Source organism: Gordonia sp. DT218, from assembly GCF_049847105.1.
GTDB lineage: Bacteria > Actinomycetota > Actinomycetes > Mycobacteriales > Mycobacteriaceae > Gordonia.
The window spans coordinates 1-18,261 of record NZ_JBNCNS010000002.1 but is presented as its reverse complement, the minus strand read 5'-3'; the positions used below and the strand labels follow the sequence as shown (position 1 = coordinate 18,261).

Sequence of the window (18,261 nt, the reverse complement as noted above, 5' to 3'; positions counted from 1 at the left end):
GCAGACGATGAGCGCCGCGCGAAACTAGCCGAGCAGCTGCCCATTTCGCCACCCGATGTCCCAGGTGATCGGCCGGGCCAGTGCCTCGGGGAACTTTCGCGCCATGTACTTGGAATACTCGTCGATGTGGTCGGCCATCGAGGCCTCCGACGCGTCACCGTCGCGCAGCTTCAGTGCGTCGACGATCCGGCGGTGCGCCTTGAGTACCGCTTGACGACGACGCTCGTTGTAGTCGACGCCGACGACGGTGCCGTCGAAGATGTCGAGCATGGCGTCCACGAGGAATCCGAACAGTGAGTTCTGGGTGGCCCACGCGACGGAGTTGTGGAACTCCTTGTTGGTCTCCAGGAAGATCCCCAGATCGTCGAGGTGCACCGCCATACGGTCGACCGAGCGTTCCAGCTCGCCGAGTTCGGCGTCGCTCATCCGCGTCGCCGCCAACCGCGCCAGCAACGGTTCGATGCCGCCGCGGGTCTCGGCGACGTTGGCGAACGGCGCATTCTCGAATTGCAGGAGCAGCAGCATCGCGTTCGCGAGCGCCGACGAGTCGGGCTTCTCGATCGTCGGTCCGCCGCCCGGCCCCGGCTTGAGCGACAGCACGTTCTGCAGCTCGAGGAATCGTAGGGCCTCGCGGAGGGTTCCGCGGCCGACGCTGTAAGTCTCCAGCATGGCGCGTTCGGCAGGCAGTCGATCGCCTGCAATAAGCCCTCGGCGATCGATGTCGGCCACGATCGAGCGCGCCACGATCAGCGCGGCCTTCTCCGGGCGCGCACCTCCTCGGTGGTGGGTCGTCATCAGCGTTGTCCTTTCCTGGCGATGACACATTTCGCGTCATCGGACCCTCGGTGCCCGTCGCAATCAGACCTGGGTAATTATGGTATTGATTCCATAGATGACAATAGATATGTCACTGCAGAGTCAGCGCCGCGTTCGAAACGCGGCGACCGCGGCCCGATGCTCGTCGGTGCCAAATAGCAGCGCGGTCGCCTCCACCGATTCGGCGTAGCCCGATCCTGTGTCGCGGTTGAGGAATGCCTTCGAGACACGGACACCGAGCGGCGAGTGTGCGGCCATCTCTCGCGCCATCTCGAGGGCCTGCGCGACGAGTTCGTCGTCGGGAAAGGTCTCGATCACCAGACCAGCGCGCTCCATTGCGTCCGGTCCAACGGTGCGGCCGGTGAGCGAGAGGTACCGAGTCCAATGCCGCCCGATCACCTGCGGTGCCCGAATGACGCCGTAGCCGGGCATCAAGCCAACCGTCACCTCCTTGAAGGAGAAGGTGGCCGATTCGCCGGCCACGACGACGTCGCAGGCGAGCGCCAGTTCGGTACCGCCGCCGAATGCGATGCCGTTCACCGCACCGATCACCGGAACGGCGCAGGTCTCCACGCTGTGGAACGCCTCGTAGACGCGCCGAAGGTGCGGGCGCACGCGGGAGACGTCGCCGTTCAACCCCGCGAACATGTCGATGTCGCCGCCCGCCGAGAACGCGCGGCCCTCGCCGGTCAGCACGACGGCGCGCAGGTCGGGCGAGTCACCGAGCTCGGCGGTGAGTGCCGTGAGCTCGGCGAACCATTGTTGGTCCATCGCGTTCAGTTTGTGTGGACGGCACATCGTGACCAGTGCGACGCCGTCCCCGACGTGGGAGATCCGGAACCGTTCGTAGCTCATCCGCGTACCTTCTCTCGGTCCCACGTGTCGGCGGTGATTCCCTGCGCCCGCAACCGGTACTTCTCGACTCGTTGACTGTGGGTCAACGGCAACGCGTCGACGATCCGCACGTACCGCGGCCGAGCGAACGATGTCAGCTGTCCGTCGATCCGCGCGACGAGGGCAGCGGGGTCCACGCGCACACCGGGCGCGGGCACCACGGCGATCACCACGTCCTCCTCGGACAACTCCGACGCAACGCCGTAGGCCGCCACCTGAAGGACGTCCGCATCGTCGGCGACGACCCGCTCGATCTCCCACGACGAGATGTTCTCGCCCCGACGCCGGATCGTGTCCTTGACCCGGTCGACGAACGTGAGGAAGCCATCGGCGTCGATGATGCCGCGGTCACCGGTGTGGAACCACAGGTTTTGCCAGGCATCCACGGTGGCCTCGGGTCGCGCATCGTAGCCGTCGAACATGAAACCCGGCTTCTTCGGCCGCACGACGATCTCGCCGACCACTCCCGGGCCGGCGGGTTCGTCGTCGGCGTCGACGATCCGGACGTGATAGTTGATCGATTCGGTACCCGCGGTCCCGATCCGACGCCGGGCCGGCGGCATGTCGCAGACGATCGACGTCTCGGTGCTGCCGTAGATCTCGGTCAGTTCGATGCCGAACCGCGCTTGCACGTCGGCGAAGATCTCCGTCGGGCACGGCGCGCCGAACCCGGCGCGGACGGTGTGGTCACGGTCGTCGGGGCGCGGCTGTTGTTTGAACAGGATGCTCATCATGGCGCCCTGGTAGTTGAACGCCGTGATCTTCTCGTCGCGGCAGATGTCCCAGAATCGACTCGCCGAGAACGTGCGGTGCAGCACGACGTCGGCGCCTGCGTCGATCGCGGCCATCACCGAGCAGTACCGCGCGTTGGAATGGTAGAGCGGGAAGACGCTGTAGAGCCGGTCAGCGCTGGTGTAGGACATCAGCCCGACGGTGTGGCGGGCGAGGTTGACGTTCGCGCGATGGCTCAGCAGCACACCTTTCGGCGGACCCGTGGTACCCGACGTGTAGAGGATGACCGCCGACGACCGCGGATCAACCGGCTTGAGCTCGATCGGCTCGGTCTCCATCAGCGTGGCGAAATCGTCGGTATCGCCGGCTGATTCGGCTGCGACGATCACCGTCTCGATGGAGTCGACGCGACCGGCGATCTCGCCGATCAGGCAGGCGAACTCGGCGTGGCACACGACCACGCGCACAGCGGCGTGCTCGAGGCAGTACTCGAGGAGCGCCGGCCCGGTCCCCGGATTCAGCGGAACTTCGACGAACCCGGCACGCGCGATCGAGAACCACGCCTGCAGGGCTGCGACAGACGCCTTCATGACGACGCCGACACGATCGCCGCGCGTCAGTCCGAGCGCGGTGAGTCCGGCGGCGCCGCGCGACGCGGCAGCGTCGAGGTCGCCGACCGTCGTCGCGACACCGTCCACGGTCACGGTCGACGAGCGATCAGCGCACAGCGCCAGCCAGTCGCCGATGCTGGGCACCACTTCACTCGACTCAATCGCATGAGTCGTCGGGGTCATCGGTCGTCCTCGGGCCTGGCCGCCGGTCCGCCCCGCCCGTCGCCGACGAGACGACGCGAATCATGGCTGGCCACAACGGCTGTCGGCGTCACCTCGATGAGCCGCCGGCCCGGACTCGACAGCAGCGCGACGAACTCGTCGGGGTGCTCGGGCGCGAGCCGGGCCGCGAGGAGGTCGAGCTTGTCGGCGAGTCCGGCGATGTCCCGGTGCACAGTGGCCGTCCCCTTGACCGCGAGCATCTGCCTGCCCTGCGCCGTCGTCCCCGTGCCCGACACGACCAGTGACACCCGCGGGTCGCGCTCGACGCCGCGCACCTGCACCCGGCCCGCCACGCTGGTGATCCAGAACGTACCGTCCTCGACGGCAAAGCTCAGCACCACTGCGGCCGGCCCGCCGTCGGCGTCGAGGAAGCAGAAGGTGCACTCGGTCTGCGCCGCGAGCAGCTCGGCCCTGGCCGCCGCGGTCAGTCTGGCGCCCGCCAGCTTCTCGATGTCGGTGGCACCCGGCCGCTGATCGCCACCGTCCTCAGTGGTCATCGACATCTCCCTCGAGTACGGATTCGCCGAGGACCGCGTGCACAGCTGCCCGGTCGGCGTCGGCCGCGGCGCCGGTCCACACGGTCGTGCCGCGCGTGATGACCGATACCTGGTCGGCGATCTGCAATCCGGCGTCGGCGTTCTGTTCGACGATGAGGACGGCGATGCCGCGGTCGGCGATCTCCCGAACCTTCGTCATCACCGAGTCGACCATGGTGGGCGCGAGTCCCATCGACGGCTCGTCCATCAGGATCACCTTGGGCTGCGACATCACCGCACGACCGAACGCGAGCATCTGCTGCTCGCCGCCACTGAGCAGACCGGCCTGCTTGTCCTTGCGGTCGGACAGGATCGGGAACTGCTCATAGACCTCGGTGATCGTCGCCTCGACCTCCGATCGGGAGGCGCGGTAGCCGCCGATCCGCAAGTTCTCCTCGACGGTCAGCGTCCGGAAAACGCGCCGCCCCTCGGGGACGAGCACCAGCCTGTTGCGCACCATCTTGTGGGCGCGGCTGCCCGCGAGGTCGACGCCGTCGACCAGGACTGCGCCGGACTTGGGCTTGTGATAGCCGGCGATGGCGCGCAGGCTCGTCGTCTTGCCCGCACCGTTGGCGCCGAGAACCAGCGTCACCTTGCCGACGTCGGCGCGCAGGGTGACCCCCTGCACGGCGTTGACCGCGCCGTAGTTGACGTTCAGATCGTTGACCTCAAGCATCTCCTGCCTGCTTTCCCAGATAGGACTCGCGGACGGCCTTGTCGGCGACGACCGCCGCCGGCTTTCCCTGCGCGATGAGTTCGCCCTGGTTCATACCGAAGAGGTAGTCACAGACGTCGACCATCATCGCGACGTCGTGCTCGACGAGAAGTTGCGTGAGCCCCTCCGACTGCAACGCGCGCATCAGCTCGCTGACCTCGTCGCGTTCTGCGGTGTTCATGCCCGCGGTCGGCTCGTCGAGCAGCAGCAGCCGTGGTTTGCCGACGATCGCTCGCGCGATCTCGACGCGACGCTGCATTCCGTAGGACAGTTCGCTGGGCCGCACTCGCTGTATCGCGGTGATGCCGACCCGCTCCATCACCTCGTCGACGGCCGAGTCGGGCAGTTCCCGACGCCGTCTCCGCGACACCGTGTCCAGACCGAGGAGCACATTGTCCCGCACGGTGCGATCGTCGATGAGGCGGACGGTCTGGAAGGTGCGCGCCACCCCGAGGTGCGCCACCTGGTGCGGCCGCACCTTCGTGAACTGGGTGCCGTCGAACTTCATCTCGCCGCGCGTCAACGGGTTGAGTCTGGTCACCGCGCCGAGCAGCGTCGACTTACCGGACCCGTTGGAGCCCATGATCCCGTAGATCAGGCCTTCGTCGAGACTGATCGTGACGCCGTCGACTGCTTTGACACCGCCGAAATGCACGGCGATGTCGGTCAATTCGAGGAGCGGCGAGGGGGTGTCGCTGCTGGTCATGACTCCACCTTCGCGGGTTCGGGTCGGGTCGGTTCGATGCCGCCGCGGATGTCTCGCGTGCGTATGCGGTGCCACCCGTCGCGGATGATGCCGAGGACGCCGTTGGGCAGGTACAGCGCCGCGAGCACCACGATCACGCCGTAGATGAACTCTTCCCATTCGCTGACGAACGACACGACCGTCGGCAGCCACACGAACACGATCGAGCCGATGACGACACCGATCCACGAGCGGGCGCCGCCGACGACGATGACGGTCAGGGCCAGGACGACGAGGTGAAAGTTCACCTCGGCCGGGGTGATCGTGCTGCGCAGCAGCGTCGTGATGCCGCCTGCGAGACCGCCGACGAGTCCCGACGCGAGGAAGCTGAGCTGGCGATAGCGGGTGACGTCGATGCCCATCGCACTCGCCAGTTCCGGGTCCTCCCGGACGGCGTCGATGCGACGTCCCAGGCCGCGCGACTCGGTGAGCTGCGTGACGAGGACGACGATGAGGGTCACGACGAGGATCGACCCGAAGGTGAGGTCGCCGAGCGCCCCGAACAGGCCGGACGCGCCGCCGGTGAGCTCGCCGCCGTTGACCGCGACCACCGCGACGATGAGGGTGAACGCGATGGTCGCCATACCCAGATACAGCCCGTTCAGTTTCGCCACGATAAGGCCGAGGAGATAGACGATGACGCCGGGGAGCAGCATCCCGAGCAGTATCGCCGGGAACGTCGCCCAGCCGAGGTGGATCATCGCGGCGGCCGCGGTGTAACCGCCGATGCCGAACGCGCCGATGCCCGCGAACGAGAACACGCCCATGCGCATCGGAATCTGAATGCTCAACGCCATCAGGATGGTCGTGAGCGTCTGCTGGAGCAGAACTGCGTTGGCGTTGTACCAGTCGCTCATGTTCGTCTCACTTCCTTGGTCCCGAAGATGCCCTGGGGCCGGAACAGGAGCACCAGGAAGATCAGTCCGAACGACACCGCGTCCACCCAGGTACCGAGTGCGAAGTGGATCATCAGCGTTTCCGCGATGGCCAGGATGTATGCGCCGAGCACGGCGCCACCCATCGAACCGAGCCCGCCGAGGACGATGATGGCGAACGCCTTGATCAGCAGCGGATCACCGGACTCGGGGGCGATCGCACCGAGCTGCAGGGTGAGGAGCGCACCGGCGAGACCGGCGAGACCGCCCGCGACGGCCATCGTGCCCAGTGCGAGCGCGGACCGGTTGACGCCCATGCCCTCGCTGATCTCCTGGTCGACGCCGATGGCGCGCAACGCCAGACCCTGCCGGGACTTCTTCAGCCAGGCGGTCAGACCGACGCCGATGCCGATCGCCGCGACGAGGATGATGATCGTGGTCGTGGTGAACCGCAGCCCGGCGATCTCGTACACCGTGGCCTCGTATCCGGTGTTGAAGCCGAACGGGCTGGAACCGCTCTCGCGTTGCGCGATCGCGATGGGGATGGCTGAGACGCCGATGCCCGCGATGATGATCCGAAGTTCGAGCGTGCGGTGGTTGCCGCCGTCGTTGACGATCTTCTGGAACACCAGCAGTTGGGTGAGCAGCGAGAGGACCGCGCCGACCGTGATGCATATCAGCAAGATGATCGGGAGTCCAAGCTCGACCTCCTTGGTGGCGATGTGCGCGACGAGCACCGAGAAGACGAACGTCGCACCGTGCGCGAAGTTCAGGATCCCGATTGTTCCCCACGCCAGCGCCATGCCGAGCGCGAACAATAGGTAGATCGACCCCAGCGTCGCCGCATTCAGAATCTCCTGCATGTCGGACTTCCTGTCTGTGACCGGGTGAGGTCGCGGCCTGCCGCCGACCTCCGTACTAGGTGCTTCATTGGAGGAGGTCCTCTTTCCCGTCCTGCCAGCGGACGACCACGCCGGGTACGCGCATGTCGTTGCCGTCGAAGGTGATGTCGCCCATCGCGCCGGCGAAGCCCGTGCCGGCAACCTTCGTCAGTCCCTCGCGAACGCCTTCCCGGGACGAGTCGTTTGATGCCTTGATGCCGCGGGCGATCCACCAGATGGCATCAAAGCCCTCAGCCGCGTACGGGTCCGGCGACTTGCCGTACTTCTGCGTGTAGACCGAAGTGAAGGCACGCGATGCGGGTGCTGCCATCGCCGCCGAGAAGTCCACCGGGTAGACGAGACTGTTGGCCGCGGCTCCCGCGGGGGCGATCATTCCGGCACTCTGGTTGGTGGATCCGAGAACCTGACCGGTGTAGCCCGCCTGGCGCAGCTGCTTCATGAAGGTGACCGATTGGGGTGCGGTCAGCAGCATGACGACGGCCTGCGGCTTGGCCGCGGCGATCTGCTGGGACTGGCTGGTGAAGTCCTGGGTGGTCGACTGCACTTCAACGGTCTGGTCGATCGACAGACCGTACTTCTGCTGGTCGGGCTTGATGACGTCGCTGACCAGGCTCGCGTAGGTCGGGAGGGTGCCGTTGTAGATGAGCGAGAGCTGCTTGAATCCGTTGTCGCCCAACCACTTGTCACCCTTGGTGTAATACGTTTCCATCGGTGCGGTCGCCCGGAACGTGTAATCGCCGGTCACCACACCAGGCGAGCCGGACTGGGTGAAGACGGTCGCCACCTTGCTCTTGTTGACGATCGGTGCGACGGCTGCGGACTGTTGGCCGAGCGTCGGCCCGAGGATCGCCGAAACGTCGTTGTCGGCCATCGCCTTGGTCATGTCGCTGACCGCTCGTTCGATCTCGCCGGCCGGATCGGATTGCGGCATCGTGATGGTGACGCCTTCGCCGAGGAAGCGCTGTCCGTTGATCTGTTCGACGGCCAGCCGAGCACCGCGACTCGCACTGATACCCGCGTAGCCGACCGGCCCGCTCTGGTCGTTGACAGCTGCGATGGTGATCGTTTTCGCGATCCCTTGGCCGGTTTGCTGGGCCGAGCCGCCACCTGAGCTGCAGGCGGCCATGGTGAGAACACCAGACATCGCCAATGCGGCAAAGGCGGCATTTCTTCGGGTTTTCACCGTGTCGATACCTCTCGTGATTGCAGACCGGGCATCCCCGCCGGCAGCGACTCGCATCAGTCAGAGGCACGATCTTCCGGCGCCTCAATCTCTGATAATAGTAGATATGATCCGACACATAGTGTCAAGGCTCACAGCCCTGCCGACCCCCACGACGAAGCGACCGCGGCCTTCGACAAGGAAGGCCGCGGTCGCCCCGGCAGAACGAGATCCCCTAGTCGACGAGCGACTCCTTGCTGCCGTCCCACTTGACCATCGCACCGGTGACGCGCATGTCATTGCCGTCGAATGTCAGATCACCCATGGCGCCGGTGAAGCCGTGGCCGGCAACCTGCACGAGGCCCTTCTGAATACCGCTACGTGACGAGTCGTTCGATGCCTTGATGCCACGCGCTACCCACCAGAGGGCGTCGAAGCCCTCAGCCGCGTACGCGTCGGGCGCCTTGCCGTACTTCGCGGTGAACGCCTTGGTGAATGCCTGCGAGGTTTCACCGTTCATCGCGGACGAGAAGTCGACCGGATAGACGAGGCCATTGGCAGCGGCGCCCGCGGCGGCCGCGTTGCCCGAGCCCTGCACCGAGGTGCCGACGATCTGCCCCTGGTAGCCCGCCTGACGCAATTGCTTCATGAAGGTGACCGCCTGCGAGGCGATCAGCATCATGGACACGGCCGGCGGGTTCGCCTGCGCGATCTGCTGGGCCTGTCCGGTGAAGTCCTGCGTGGTCGACTGCACCTCGATCGACTGGCCGACCTTGACTCCGTTGGCCGCGGCGTCCTTCGGGAACACCGTCTTGCCAAGGTTGGCGAACGTCGGGTACGTCGCGTTGTAGATGACCGAGACGTTCTTGAGTCCGTTGTCGCCCAGCCACTTCGCTGCGATGTCGTAGTAGCTCTCCATCGGCGCCGTGGCGCGGAAGGTGTAGTCGTTGACCACGACCCCCTCGGAGCCGGACTGGGTGAAGACCGTCGGCACCTTGCGCTGACCGACCGCCGGTGCGACGGCCGCGGCCTGCTGCGCCATCGTCGGGCCGAGGATCACCGAAACGTCGTTGTCGGCCATCGTCTTGGTCATCTCACTGACGGCACGGTCGATCTCGCCCGCGGTGTCGGTCTGCTGAAGTTTCAGCGTGACGCCGTCGCCGAGGAAGCCCTGCTCGTTGATCTGGTCGATGGCGAGCTGAGCGCCCTTACTGGCGCCGACGCCTGCGTAGGCCACCGGTCCGGTCTGGTCGTTGACCGCCGCGATGGTGATCTGCTTCGCGACCCCCTGGCCACTCTGCTGGGTGCCGCTACCACCGCCACACGCGCTCAGGGCGAGCACGGCGACGGCCGCCACTGCCGCCACCGCAGTCTTCGTGGTCCCGATTTTCATGATGCGAGAGTTCCTTTGCGTTGCCCCGGATCGGGGACTTTATTTCTTATAATAGTAGACATGATTATGGCTATGCGATCAATGGTCGCTGCGCGCCCTCCGCATCACCGGATATTGGCACCCGCATCCACCGGAAACGTCACGCCGGTCACATAGCGCGCCTCGTCGCTGGACAAGAACAGCACGGCGTTGCTGATGTCGATCGACTCGACCCACGGAACCTGCAGCGCATTGAGGGACACGAAGCCGTCGCGGGCGTCGTCGACCGTCGGCTCGGCGACGTCCGGCGCGAACATGCCGTAGGTCCCCGGGTTCTGGATCATCGTCGTGTCGACGTTGGTCGGGTGAATCGTGTTTACGCGAATATTGTACGGCGCCAACTCATTTGCCATCGTACGCATCAGGCCGACGATCCCGTGCTTGGTCGACACGTAATGGGCGACGTGCTCAATGCCCTTGAGACCGCCGATCGACGACGTGAACACCATGGAACCGCCGTTGCCTGCCTCGATCATCGAGGGAATGGCGACCTTGGCGGTGTGGAACACGCCGGTGAGGTTGACGTCGATCATGTCGCGCCACTCCTGCGACGTCAGCTCCCACGACTTGGCGAACGACGCGATGCCCGCGTTCGCCACCACTGTGTCGACGTGACCGAACTCGGCCAGGCCTGCGTCGAAGGCCGCCTGCAGCTGATCGAGGTCCCGTACGTCGGCGACGCTGGTCACCATCTTCCGCCCGGTCTTGTCCACGAGCGCCCTGGTCTCCTCGAGTTCCGCCACGGTCGCCAGCGAGTATGTCGACACCGACGCGATGTCGGCGCAGATGTCGACGCCGATGATGTCGGCGCCCTCTTCGGCCAACCGGAGCGCGTGACTGCGTCCCTGTCCGCGCGCCGCGCCGGTGATGAACGCGACCTTGCCTGCCATCCGTTGTGTCATAAGAACGTGCTCCGATCTCGATAGCGATGTGGTGTCTTCAGTGATCTGGCGGGACAAGTCAGGCGATCGGACTGCCCGCCAGCTCATGACCGATCAGGTATGCAAGCGTCAGACCGCGACCGAGTGCGATCCCGGAGTTATACGCGGTGCCGGTCGGTGAACGCCCGAGGCATTACTCGTCCGGTCGCTCACCGTTCGATATGTGCGGTGGTATCGCGTCGCGTCACACCTCGAACGCGTCCATCTGCGGCGTCAGCATCGGGCTGATGACCCGCGCGGAGATCTTCCATCCGTCGGCGCCACGCTCGTAGGAGTCCCGGTTCAACGCGATCGCCTTGATCGCGCCGCCGTTGCGCATCTCGCATTCGGCGAACACATAGTTCGTCCCGTGTGCGTGATCGTCGTCGTCGAAATCGATGAGGTGGTTGGACAGGATGTGCGCACCACGTTCGACCGCCGCCGCATCCGCGACGAAGAAGGCGTGGATGGCGGCGTGGCCCTCGTATCGTTCGAGGCCGACTGCGGTGGCGTCCCACACCGCATCGGCGGTGAACGCCGATGCTGCTTCGTCCGGGTCGCCTAGATCGAGCCCGCGGGCGTAGAGATTCGTGGCCCGGACGATGTCGTTGATGTCGTCTGCGCGCATGTCTTTCCCTTTCCGAGAGTGAACGATCGGCCGCTCAGAGGTCGTACATGATGACGCCGCGGATGTTCTTGCCATCGCGCATGTCGGTGACCGCCTGGTTGATCTGCTCCAACTCGTAGGTCTTGGTCACCAGTTCGTCGAGCTTGAACTCGCCGCGTCGGTACATGTCGGCGATCATCGGGATATCGCGGCGCGCGTTGGTCGAGCCGTAGAGGGTGCCCTGCAGTCGCTTGCCGCTCATAGCGAAGGTGAACAGGTCGAACGGCACATCGCGCTGCGTGACCGGGGCAGCTGAGGTGAGGACCAGCGTGCCGCCGCGGCACACCATCTCCTGCGCGGGGTTGAGCAGGTGGCCGTAGGCGATGTCGACGGTGATCAGAACCTTGTCGGCACCCTGCCCGCCGGTCAGATCAGCGACCAGGCTCGCCGCCTCGTCGAGGTTGTTCACCGTGTGGGTGGCTCCGAACTTCTTGGCCTGGTCACGCTTGAACTCGACCGGGTCGACGGCGACGATGTTCTTCGCGCGCTTGTGGACCGCACCCTGCACGGCGTTCATTCCGACGCCGCCGGTACCGATGACGACGACGGTCTCACCGAGCTGGACGTCGGCGGCGTACACCGACGATCCCCATCCGGTCGGCACGCCGCAGCCGATGAGCGCAGCCTTGTCGAGGGGGATGTCCTTGCCGATCTTGACGCACGAGTCGATGTTCACGACGACGTACGGCGAGAAGGTTCCGAGGTAGGAGAACGGTCCGACGCCCTGGCCGCGAGCATGCACTCGGTGGGTGCCGTCCGGCGCGAAGCCTCCGAGGACGCCGGCGCCCATGGTGCATAGGTTGGTCAGGCCGATGTTGCACTTCTCGCAGCGACCGCAGGCCGGCATGAACGAGAGAACGACGTGGTCGCCGACCTCGAAGTCAGTGACGTGCGGGCCGACCTCTTCTACGATGCCCGCGCCTTCGTGGCCGCCGATGATCGGGGCCCAGTCGAGCGGGATGTCGCCGGTGTCGACGTGGTCGTCACTGTGGCAGATGCCGGAGGCGGCCAGTTTCACCTTGACCTCCCGACTCTTAGGCGGGTCGATCTCGATCTCTTCGACGCTCCAGCCCGATCGAGTTCCGGGCTCCCAAATCAGTGCACCCATCGTCTTCATGAAGATCTCCTCCGAGTCGCTCACCCGATTGGGGTGAGATCCGTACCACTGGTAGCTATCACAGTGACATTCATCGCGTGACTGCAATCACAGTAACTATTATCATAAACACTGCCCCGAGGAACAGGCGGGAAGGATTTCCGACCCCTTATTTGTTGCCATAATCACACTAACCATTATCATGGTAAGAATATCGGGGTGAACTCCGAGAAAGCATGCGCGCGTGGGTGACGGCGCAGAATCAACGCGGGTGAACCCGCCAGTCGACGCACCAACCGAGGGCCCACCGAGGTCCGTCGTACGGTACGGGCTGTCCGCAACCGTTGCGTTCTGCCTTCTCGTGGTCGGCTCCAACATCCCCGGCCCCCTGCTGCCGGCGTACCGCGACCAGTTGCACCTCAGCACCTTCACGGTGACCGCACTGTTCGCCGCCTATCTCGCCGGCCTCGTCGCCACGCTCACCGTGGTCGCCCGCACCGCCCTGGCGCGGTACTCGACACGCGTGCTCCCCGTCGCCCTCGTCTTCTCGCTCACCGGCGACATCGCACTACTCGCGGGCAATCACAACGTCGGCTGGCTGTTCGTCGGCCGCGTTCTGGTCGGCATATCGGTCGCCCTGGGCACCGGATCTGCCGCCACGCTCGTCCTGGCCACCCGCGGCGAACGCGGCCGCGCCATCGCCGCGACCGGAACGCTGGCCGGCTCCTTCGGCGGCATCGCGGTGTCCGCCGTCGTCGCGGATCTGCTCCCCGGCCCGACGACGACGATCTACTACATCCACATCGCGCTGCTCGTGGCCGCCGGGTCCGCCTTGCTCGCGCTGCAACAACGAGTCGGCAGCGAGGTGCAACGCCTGGTCGGCAACCGCGGCGAACCCGCAGCGCAGCTGCCCGACGAACCAGGGTCGAACCGTTATCCGCAACGTCTGCGTCTCGCGGGATTCGCCCTGGGCACCGCAGGCTGGGCGATCGGCGGCATCGTGGTGGCGCTGTTGCCGACCGTCTTCCGGGACATGACCGGCTCACCGTCGATCATCCTGACCGCACTCGGTCCGATGGTGCTGATCGGCGCGGCCTGCCTCGCACCGCTGGTCATCGGTTCGATCCGTCCACCGGTGACCGCCACCGCGATCGCGGTCGGGGCACTCCTCTGCGTGCTCGGCGTCTGGGCCGACAGCCTGCCGATCGCCCTCCTGTGCTGCCTCGTCTGGGGCATCGGCCAGGGTTTCGCATACAACAACGGACTCAAGATCGTGACCGCGGGCCTCGACCCGGTCGAGCAGGGGCGAACCGCCTCGCAGTACGCCTCGGTCGCCTACGGATTCACCGGCGTCCTGTCGGTGACCACCGGCGTGATCGCGACGTCGACCGACATCGTGAGCGGGTTGCTGTTCACCGCGGCGGTTTTCGTCACCCTGTGCGGCGTGACGATCGTGCTCGGTTTCGGCCGTTGGCCGCGCCGACTGTGAGATCTCGTCGACGCGGCAACCGGTCAGATGGAAACAGCGAGCAGACTGGCGTCTCGGGTGTCCCGACGCTGATGCTCCGACGACGACGGTGCGGCACACCCGTACAGGACATCGCCGTTCGCTCCTCCGACGGCGCACGCGAACACGCCGGTCCCGAACCGCTTCTCGTCGAGGATCTCGCCGCCCTCGGCCACCCGGATGACGCGCTGATGGAGTGCGTCGGCCACCCAGATGGTGCCGTCGTCGCCGAGGCAGATGCCGTCCGGCGCGACCTGCGACGCCGCCATCGCGTCCCGGACCGAGGACCGTGGCACCTCGGGTCCGAACGCCGCCCACACCCGACGGCCGGTGAGCTTTCCGGCCTGATCGAGGTCGAAGGCGGTCAGCCGGTTGCCCATGCTCTCGGCGACGACGAACGTCCGCACCTCGTCGTCGGGCATACCGAGAATCACCGACCCGTTCGGGAAGAGCAGATCGTTCGCCGCGACCTCCGCCGTCCCATCGGGGGCGACATGAATGAGGACGGCGGATTCGACGTACGACCGCGATCGGAACTCGAAACCGAACGTCGAGATGAACGCATGCCCCTGCTCATCGACTGTCATGTCGTTGAGTTTGCCGGTCGCGAGTGCGGAGACGTCGGCGTGCACCGCGGCCGACGCGGGGTCGTCGGCGTTCTCCCGGACGAGGATCTTGCCGTCGACCATGGACACGATCAGCATCCGTCCATCGGGCAGCCACCCGAGCCCCGACGGCTGGTCGTCGATCGACAGCTCGACGCGCGCGTCGTCACCGGAGCCGATCGACAGCACCTCGTGGGCGTAGAGGTCTGACACCCACAGCCGGCCATCCCGCCATCGCGGGCACTCCAGGAAGGCACGTCCGTCGACCACCGTGGTGACCGCCGACTCGTTCGTCATCAGTTCTCCTAGATTGAGAGTTCACCGGCGCCGTTCGGGCCGACTTCACCCTAATCATGCACATAGTTTCAACCCCAACACAATCGTGGGTGTGACCGTTGACACTCTGCTGAGTTCATCACTATGATGAGCATCAATAACCCAATTGGCGCACCCGACGACAAGGCAGATCAGATGAGTTTGGACGAAGCCACCGCAGGATTCCTAGCGCAAGCGGCCGAGGGCGGCAGCAAGCCGTTATACGAGATGACTCCCGATGAGGTCCGCGCGATGAACGACGGCTTCATCGAGCTGTACGGCCCGGGCCCCGAGATGGAAGCCGTGGAGAACGTCACCGTCGACGCGGCCGACGGCCATCAGATCCCGGTCCGCGTGCTGACCCCCTCGAAGAATCCGCGCGGCGTCCTCGTCTACTACCACGGCGGCGGTTGGGTCATCGGCACGCCCGACCAGTTCGACACCCTTGCCCGACAGCTCGCGGCGGGGACCGACTGCATCGTCGTACTGCCTGACTACCGACTCGCGCCGGAGAACGTCTACCCGGCCGCCGCGAACGACGCGTGGGACGTCGCGAAGTGGACCGCCGCGCGGTTCAGCGACCTGCCGCTCCTCGTCGGCGGCGACAGCTCAGGCGGCAATCTCGCCGCCGTCGTCGCGCAGCAGGCGGTGGCCGAGGCAGGCCCGCACATCTCCCTCCAGATCCTGGTGTACCCGGTCACCGACAGCGACACCGAAAATGCCACCTACCTCGATCCGGCAAATCAGCTGATGCTCGACAAGAAGTCGATGGACTGGTTCTGGGATCTCTACATCCCGGACAAAAGCATGCGCTCCAAATCGAACGTGTCCCCCCTGCAGGGCGACGTGACCGGAACCGCTCCGGCCGTCTTGCTGATCGCCGAACACGATGTGCTGCGCGGCGAGGGCGAGGCGTACGCCGCGCAGCTGCAGGCCGCAGGCGTGCCGGTGCAGCTGCGGGTCTTCGAGGGCCAGATGCACGGCTTCTTTCAGTTCGTCAACATCCTTCCCGGTTCTGCGGCCGGCGTCGAATACGTCAACGCCGCCGTGACCGCCCACCTCGACGCCCAGTAGGAGAGACGCCATGTTCCGAATCACCGTCAGCTACAACCACCCGACCGATCCCGAGCAGTTCCTCGAGCACTACCGCACCGTGCACGCTCCGCTGACCGCGACGATGCCGGGCGCCACCTTCGAATGGGGTGTCTGCGAGACGCTCGACGGCACCGCGCCCGAACACTTCGTCGTCGGCGTCCTGTCCTTCGAGTCAAAGGAAGCCGCCATCGCCGGGTTGAGCTCCCCCGAGGGACAGGCCGGAACCGCCGACATGCCGAACTTCGCCGGCGCGGGGGCCGTCGTCAACATGCACGACGTGAATATCGCCTGAACCTGATCGGCACACCGGACGACTGCCCCACAGCGGCCGGCACTCGTCGCGTCGGCCGCTCGCATCGGCGCGGGGCGCCCAATTCTGAAGTCGCTGCTAGTACCCTAATGGCGTAATCATGCACATCGTTCCACAGGACTGTCCTGCGGAAACTGTCCGTCAGGGGAATCGAATGCACACCGGAGGCTGCACTGGTTCAGACGAGGCCGTCCGATGACCGGGCCGGCGCGGTCCCCCAAAGCCGCGGTGGTCTTCAGTCAGCGGATCGTTCAGGAGGCCCTCGACGCAGGCTTGGGACCCGGCGACCTCCTGCCGTCGGAGAAGATCATGGTCGAGAAGTACCAGATCGGTCGGGGCACACTCCGCGAAGCGTTGCGGCTGCTCGAATTCCAGGGCGTCGTCGTGATGAAGCCCGGACCCCGTGGCGGCCCGGTGCTGCAGGAGCCCAACGGCGCGTTCCTGTCCGGCGCATTCGTACTCCTCATGCAGCTGCGAAACGCGCCACTGCGATCGATCTTCGAGGCACGCCTCTCCATCGAGCCTGTGATCACCCAGTTGGCCGCCGCGAACATCTCCGATGAGCGCCTCGCCGAGGTGGGCGCCACTGTCGAACAGATGAAGTCGGCACTGCGCAGCGACCGGCGGGCATTCCTCGAAGCCAACAAGGAGTTTCACGACATCATCGCCTGGTCGACGGACAACCCACTGCTCGGCTACCTGGCCGACTCGTTGCTCGAGGTCACCAACGGCACCATCGTCGGCATGGACTTTCCGCAGGCCCGTCGCAAGGCCACGCTGGCCGCACACGAATCGATCTACACCGCGATGAGCGAACGTGACGCCGGGGCGTCGATGGCGGCGATGAGCGAGCACATCGACGACTACCTCTCGTACGCGGAGAAGAAGTTCCCGGACATCATCAGATCCGTGGTCCGGTGGGATCGGGACCTGTAGCCCCCGGACCGACAGCCACAGCACCTCGCAGGAAGGCCCCGTCCCGGTGAACCCGGAGCGGGGCCTTTCGCGGCGATGCCGACCGACTGTGAATCAGAGCAGCAGCGTGCCCATGTCGACCGCGAGCGACTGTCCGGTGACGAATCGCGACTCGTCCGAACACAGCCAGGTCACCGCGTTGGTGATCTCCTCCGGCTCCACCGGGCCGCGGTTCATGACATTCGCCATCCAGCCGCCGGGAGCGTCGTCGGCGAGATCCGCCTCGAAGAACTCATTCTTGATCATCTTGGTGGCGACACCGGCCGGGATCACCGTGTTGACGCGCACGCCGTACTTACCAAGCGCCATCGCGAAGTTTCGCATCAGCGACAGGACACCGCTCTTCGCGGCGCCGTAGCCCATCTGGCCGGGGTTCAGGAGTTCCTCCTTGTACGCGACGCCGATGTAACTCGACGTCGAGCCCGTGATGACGATCGCGCCGCCGTTGTTGCGTTCGGCAAATCCCGGAGTCACCGCACGCAGCAGATAGTAGACGCCGTTGAGCATGATCGCGACTGAATCGTCCCAGGCGGCCATGTCGTGCTTCTTCTTGCCGTAGCTGGCCATGACACCCGCATTGGCGAGGACGATGTCCAGGCCGCCGAACTCGGTCTCGACCTGCTTGACCGCAGTCTCGACCTGAGCCTGGTCGCGCACGTCGCACTGAATCGCCAGCACCTTGCCGCCGAACTCCTTGAGCTCGGCTTCGGTGGCCGCGAGGTCTTCGAGCGTCGACGTCGGGTAGACGACGGATTCGACCTGGGCAGCGATGTCCAAGATCGCGACGTCGGCGCCCTCGCGGGCCAGCCGCAGCGCATGCGAACGACCCTGTCCGCGAGCGCCGCCCGTGATCAGTGCCGTCTTACCGTCGAATCGTCCCATGTCGTCCTCCACTAGAAATCGCTCGAACCGAGGTGGATCACACCTCGACGCATTGGTGACTCAGATAATACCAATCATACGCATAGATTGAAATCTCGATCTCGATCCGCAGGCGCACGGAGCCAAATACCACGACGAAGGCGCCCGGCCACTTTCGTGACCGGGCGCCTTCGTGTGTTCGTCTAGACCACTGTGACTGACAAGGTCACTTGTTGATCTTGGTGACGCGGCCGGCACCGACGGTGCG

The 18,261-nt window shown here is 65.6% G+C and carries 19 protein-coding genes; 4 read left to right on the top strand and 15 right to left on the bottom strand.

The window, feature by feature from the left end:
• Positions 1–24: 24 nt before the first annotated feature.
• The 13 genes from ACPXCG_RS07140 to ACPXCG_RS07080 all read right to left on the bottom strand — a co-directional run bounded on the left by ACPXCG_RS07140 (position 25) and on the right by ACPXCG_RS07080 (position 12,346).
• Positions 25–795 (bottom strand): FadR/GntR family transcriptional regulator, encoded by a 771-nt coding sequence (locus tag ACPXCG_RS07140; protein ID WP_425790571.1) that lies wholly within the window; start codon positions 793–795, stop codon positions 25–27.
• 123 nt (positions 796–918) lie between these two features.
• Entirely contained in the window at positions 919–1,671 is a 753-nt protein-coding gene (locus ACPXCG_RS07135; protein ID WP_425790569.1) for an enoyl-CoA hydratase/isomerase family protein, read from the bottom strand.
• Entirely contained in the window at positions 1,668–3,236 is a 1,569-nt protein-coding gene (locus ACPXCG_RS07130; RefSeq protein ID WP_425790567.1) for an AMP-binding protein, read from the bottom strand. The genes ACPXCG_RS07135 and ACPXCG_RS07130 overlap by 4 nt, the downstream gene beginning before the upstream one ends.
• Entirely contained in the window at positions 3,233–3,772 is a 540-nt protein-coding gene (locus ACPXCG_RS07125; protein ID WP_425790565.1) for a pyridoxamine 5'-phosphate oxidase family protein, read from the bottom strand. The genes ACPXCG_RS07130 and ACPXCG_RS07125 overlap by 4 nt, the downstream gene beginning before the upstream one ends.
• Complete coding sequence (locus tag ACPXCG_RS07120) at positions 3,762–4,487, bottom strand: ABC transporter ATP-binding protein (RefSeq protein WP_425790563.1); 726 nt, start codon at positions 4,485–4,487, stop codon at positions 3,762–3,764. Before ACPXCG_RS07120 ends, ACPXCG_RS07125 begins: the two co-directional genes overlap by 11 nt.
• Positions 4,480–5,232 (bottom strand): ABC transporter ATP-binding protein, encoded by a 753-nt coding sequence (locus tag ACPXCG_RS07115; protein ID WP_425790561.1) that lies wholly within the window; start codon positions 5,230–5,232, stop codon positions 4,480–4,482. Before ACPXCG_RS07115 ends, ACPXCG_RS07120 begins: the two co-directional genes overlap by 8 nt.
• Entirely contained in the window at positions 5,229–6,128 is a 900-nt protein-coding gene (locus ACPXCG_RS07110) for a branched-chain amino acid ABC transporter permease (RefSeq protein ID WP_425790559.1), read from the bottom strand. Before ACPXCG_RS07110 ends, ACPXCG_RS07115 begins: the two co-directional genes overlap by 4 nt.
• The gene (locus ACPXCG_RS07105; protein WP_425790557.1) at positions 6,125–7,009 is read right to left on the bottom strand and encodes a branched-chain amino acid ABC transporter permease; all 885 of its coding nucleotides are present in this window, start codon (positions 7,007–7,009) and stop codon (positions 6,125–6,127) included. The genes ACPXCG_RS07110 and ACPXCG_RS07105 overlap by 4 nt, the downstream gene beginning before the upstream one ends.
• Positions 7,010–7,073: 64 nt before the next feature.
• Positions 7,074–8,231, bottom strand: a complete 1,158-nt coding sequence (locus tag ACPXCG_RS07100; RefSeq protein WP_425790555.1) for an ABC transporter substrate-binding protein — start codon at positions 8,229–8,231, stop codon at positions 7,074–7,076.
• 214 nt (positions 8,232–8,445) lie between these two features.
• Complete coding sequence (locus tag ACPXCG_RS07095; protein ID WP_425790553.1) at positions 8,446–9,603, bottom strand: ABC transporter substrate-binding protein; 1,158 nt, start codon at positions 9,601–9,603, stop codon at positions 8,446–8,448.
• Between the two features lie 104 nt (positions 9,604–9,707).
• On the bottom strand, positions 9,708–10,544 hold the full coding sequence (locus ACPXCG_RS07090; protein WP_425790551.1) for a mycofactocin-coupled SDR family oxidoreductase: 837 nt from the start codon (positions 10,542–10,544) through the stop codon (positions 9,708–9,710).
• A gap of 223 nt (positions 10,545–10,767) precedes the next feature.
• Positions 10,768–11,190, bottom strand: coding sequence for a nuclear transport factor 2 family protein (locus ACPXCG_RS07085; protein ID WP_425790549.1), 423 nt, complete (start codon positions 11,188–11,190; stop codon positions 10,768–10,770).
• A gap of 34 nt (positions 11,191–11,224) precedes the next feature.
• Complete coding sequence (locus ACPXCG_RS07080; protein ID WP_425792065.1) at positions 11,225–12,346, bottom strand: NDMA-dependent alcohol dehydrogenase; 1,122 nt, start codon at positions 12,344–12,346, stop codon at positions 11,225–11,227.
• Positions 12,347–12,596: 250 nt separating this feature from the next.
• On the opposite strand from ACPXCG_RS07080, the gene ACPXCG_RS07075 reads away from it, so the two are divergent.
• On the top strand, positions 12,597–13,814 hold the full coding sequence (locus tag ACPXCG_RS07075; protein WP_425790547.1) for an MFS transporter: 1,218 nt from the start codon (positions 12,597–12,599) through the stop codon (positions 13,812–13,814).
• 23 nt (positions 13,815–13,837) lie between these two features.
• On the opposite strand, the gene ACPXCG_RS07070 is transcribed toward ACPXCG_RS07075, so the two are convergent.
• Positions 13,838–14,734 (bottom strand): SMP-30/gluconolactonase/LRE family protein, encoded by an 897-nt coding sequence (locus ACPXCG_RS07070; protein WP_425790545.1) that lies wholly within the window; start codon positions 14,732–14,734, stop codon positions 13,838–13,840.
• Between the two features lie 174 nt (positions 14,735–14,908).
• On the opposite strand from ACPXCG_RS07070, the gene ACPXCG_RS07065 reads away from it, so the two are divergent.
• The 3 genes from ACPXCG_RS07065 (at position 14,909) to ACPXCG_RS07055 (ending at position 17,093) form a co-directional block, all read left to right on the top strand.
• Entirely contained in the window at positions 14,909–15,826 is a 918-nt protein-coding gene (locus tag ACPXCG_RS07065; RefSeq protein WP_425790543.1) for an alpha/beta hydrolase, read from the top strand.
• A gap of 10 nt (positions 15,827–15,836) precedes the next feature.
• Positions 15,837–16,139 (top strand): EthD family reductase, encoded by a 303-nt coding sequence (locus ACPXCG_RS07060; RefSeq protein ID WP_425790541.1) that lies wholly within the window; start codon positions 15,837–15,839, stop codon positions 16,137–16,139.
• A gap of 213 nt (positions 16,140–16,352) precedes the next feature.
• On the top strand, positions 16,353–17,093 hold the full coding sequence (locus ACPXCG_RS07055; protein ID WP_425790539.1) for a FadR/GntR family transcriptional regulator: 741 nt from the start codon (positions 16,353–16,355) through the stop codon (positions 17,091–17,093).
• A 93-nt stretch (positions 17,094–17,186) separates the two neighbouring features.
• Here ACPXCG_RS07055 and ACPXCG_RS07050 read toward each other — a convergent pair whose 3' ends face one another.
• On the bottom strand, positions 17,187–18,014 hold the full coding sequence (locus ACPXCG_RS07050) for an SDR family oxidoreductase (protein ID WP_425790537.1): 828 nt from the start codon (positions 18,012–18,014) through the stop codon (positions 17,187–17,189).
• Positions 18,015–18,261 lie beyond the last annotated feature (247 nt).